We start from the raw sequence: 1,715 nt of genomic DNA on the forward strand, positions 1-1,715 counted from the left end.
CACAAAGGAACATAAATTTGATTTCCCCAAAATCCATCAGTACACCTATACATAGAAAATGATTTAGGATTGCTATAATTCTGTAACGATGAAGCGGACTTTCGTAGCGGACGAAGCTAGTAAAGTGTTGCAGGAGCAGGATTGCAGCACTACTTCACGGCTTCCTGAACCAGAGCGCTCGAAGGCGTTGGCGAGGGTGATGGCGCTACTGAGCAATCGGGGAAGCAGTGAAGTAGAGCGAGTTATTGAAGCGATCGCCCTGCTGAGCACCAGATTGGTCACTTGGATGAGATTTTAAGGGAGGCGGCAATTAAGTCTCTATCCAGAGGGTTGAGGTTGAAAGGTTATGGGAAATGCTGCCGCCAATGGGAGGGCATGAAGTGCGAAATAAGTCTGTGTGGAAGTGCGATGGCGATCGCCATCGTCAATCAGCTTAAGCTTTTAGCTTAGTGTTCCCAGTGTGAAGCACGATTTAAGATGTCTGCATTGTGGGAGAATGGGAGATGCGATCGCTGTCGAACAACATTTTGAGAATTAGCTGCATATCAAAAATCAACTTAATAGCTTAATTTATATGGGCAATCTATATACATAGTTAGCTCTTAAAAACCACAATTTACAAATATAAGTCGCTATAGATTGAAGATAGAGGGGCTGAAAGAATACTGAAGCATGGATAAAAAGCAACTCTCTGAACGCGACATTTGCACTAAATACATTACTCCTGCCTTAGAAGGTGCGGGATGGGATATCGAAACGCAAGTCCGAGAGGAATTTTCCATCACAAATGGACGCATCATTGTTCGCGGAAAACTGCACACACGCGCCAAGAATAAGCGTGCTGATTAAGTTCTTTTTTACAAGCCTAATATGCCGATCGCTTGTCTAGTAGTATCGTAATTTGGGGAATATTTAGAGGTTTAGACTTGAAATAATCGATATTTAGACTCAACATTTCAATCAAGCCGACATCATCTGATACACTAGCTTTTGTGCAGTGAGTAAAAAATAAATCCAAGCGTATCAACGGCTAGGTGTCTTTTAATACGATTTGTAGATTTGTAGAAACAAAACCCTTTCGACTCAATACTAGCGTTACAGGTATTTTTTACGGCTTGTGAGTCTATAATCATTAATGTAGTCCATTTGGCTTGTTTTTTACCTGCTCACGTACTTGACTATGTAATAGCCTCATCAGCTCTTCTATCACTCCCTGTGTTCGCCACTGCTTGTAATGCCAATATACAGTGGAATAGGGGGGCAAATCTTTGGGTAGGTCTTGCCAATTGCAGCCATTCTTTAGTTGATAGAAAATTCCATCTAAGATTTCTCTTTTTGTCCAGTTACAAGGTCTAGTTAACTTCTTCCTGGGCAATATGTCATGTAGTATGGGTTCAATTATTTCCCATTCTGAATCCGTTAGACTGTTACAATAAGGCATGGCTGCTGCTGGATAATGCTTTTGCGGTTATCACAACCACGTAAAAGATGTCAAACGGGCTCTATAAGCAGTAATAACGAATTATCTTTCTAAAACGCCGGAATCTTAAACTTCGCCCCACACTTGGGACATTCCGATCGCACTTTTAACCAATCCTGATAGTGACATACTCCTACACCAACTGAGTACAGTATGGTGTAGGCTTCTGGGCGACTCCAGCTATTGCTTCGGACATTGACTGGTAGAGTCGATGGCTGGTATTATCCAGCGCACC

At 42.2% G+C, this 1,715-nt stretch carries 4 protein-coding genes; 2 read left to right on the forward strand and 2 right to left on the reverse strand.

What is annotated here, in order from left to right:
- Positions 1-72: 72 nt before the first annotated feature.
- Complete coding sequence (locus tag QUB66_RS29560) at positions 73-282, reverse strand: hypothetical protein (protein ID WP_332970797.1); 210 nt, start codon at positions 280-282, stop codon at positions 73-75.
- Here QUB66_RS29560 and QUB66_RS29565 point away from each other — a divergent pair, their 5' ends adjacent.
- Positions 283-450: a hypothetical protein gene (locus QUB66_RS29565; protein WP_332970796.1), complete on the forward strand. Its 168-nt coding sequence runs from the start codon at positions 283-285 to the stop codon at positions 448-450.
- A gap of 222 nt (positions 451-672) precedes the next feature.
- Positions 673-849, forward strand: coding sequence for a hypothetical protein (locus QUB66_RS29570; protein WP_265237061.1), 177 nt, complete (start codon positions 673-675; stop codon positions 847-849).
- A 283-nt stretch (positions 850-1,132) separates the two neighbouring features.
- Here the strand turns inward: QUB66_RS29570 and QUB66_RS29835 are convergent, their stop codons facing one another.
- Positions 1,133-1,441, reverse strand: coding sequence for a transposase (locus QUB66_RS29835; protein ID WP_442923348.1), 309 nt, complete (start codon positions 1,439-1,441; stop codon positions 1,133-1,135).
- Positions 1,442-1,715: the final 274 nt, after the last annotated feature.

The organism is Microcoleus sp. A2-C3 (assembly GCF_036706065.1).
Taxonomy (GTDB): domain Bacteria; phylum Cyanobacteriota; class Cyanobacteriia; order Cyanobacteriales; family Microcoleaceae; genus Microcoleus.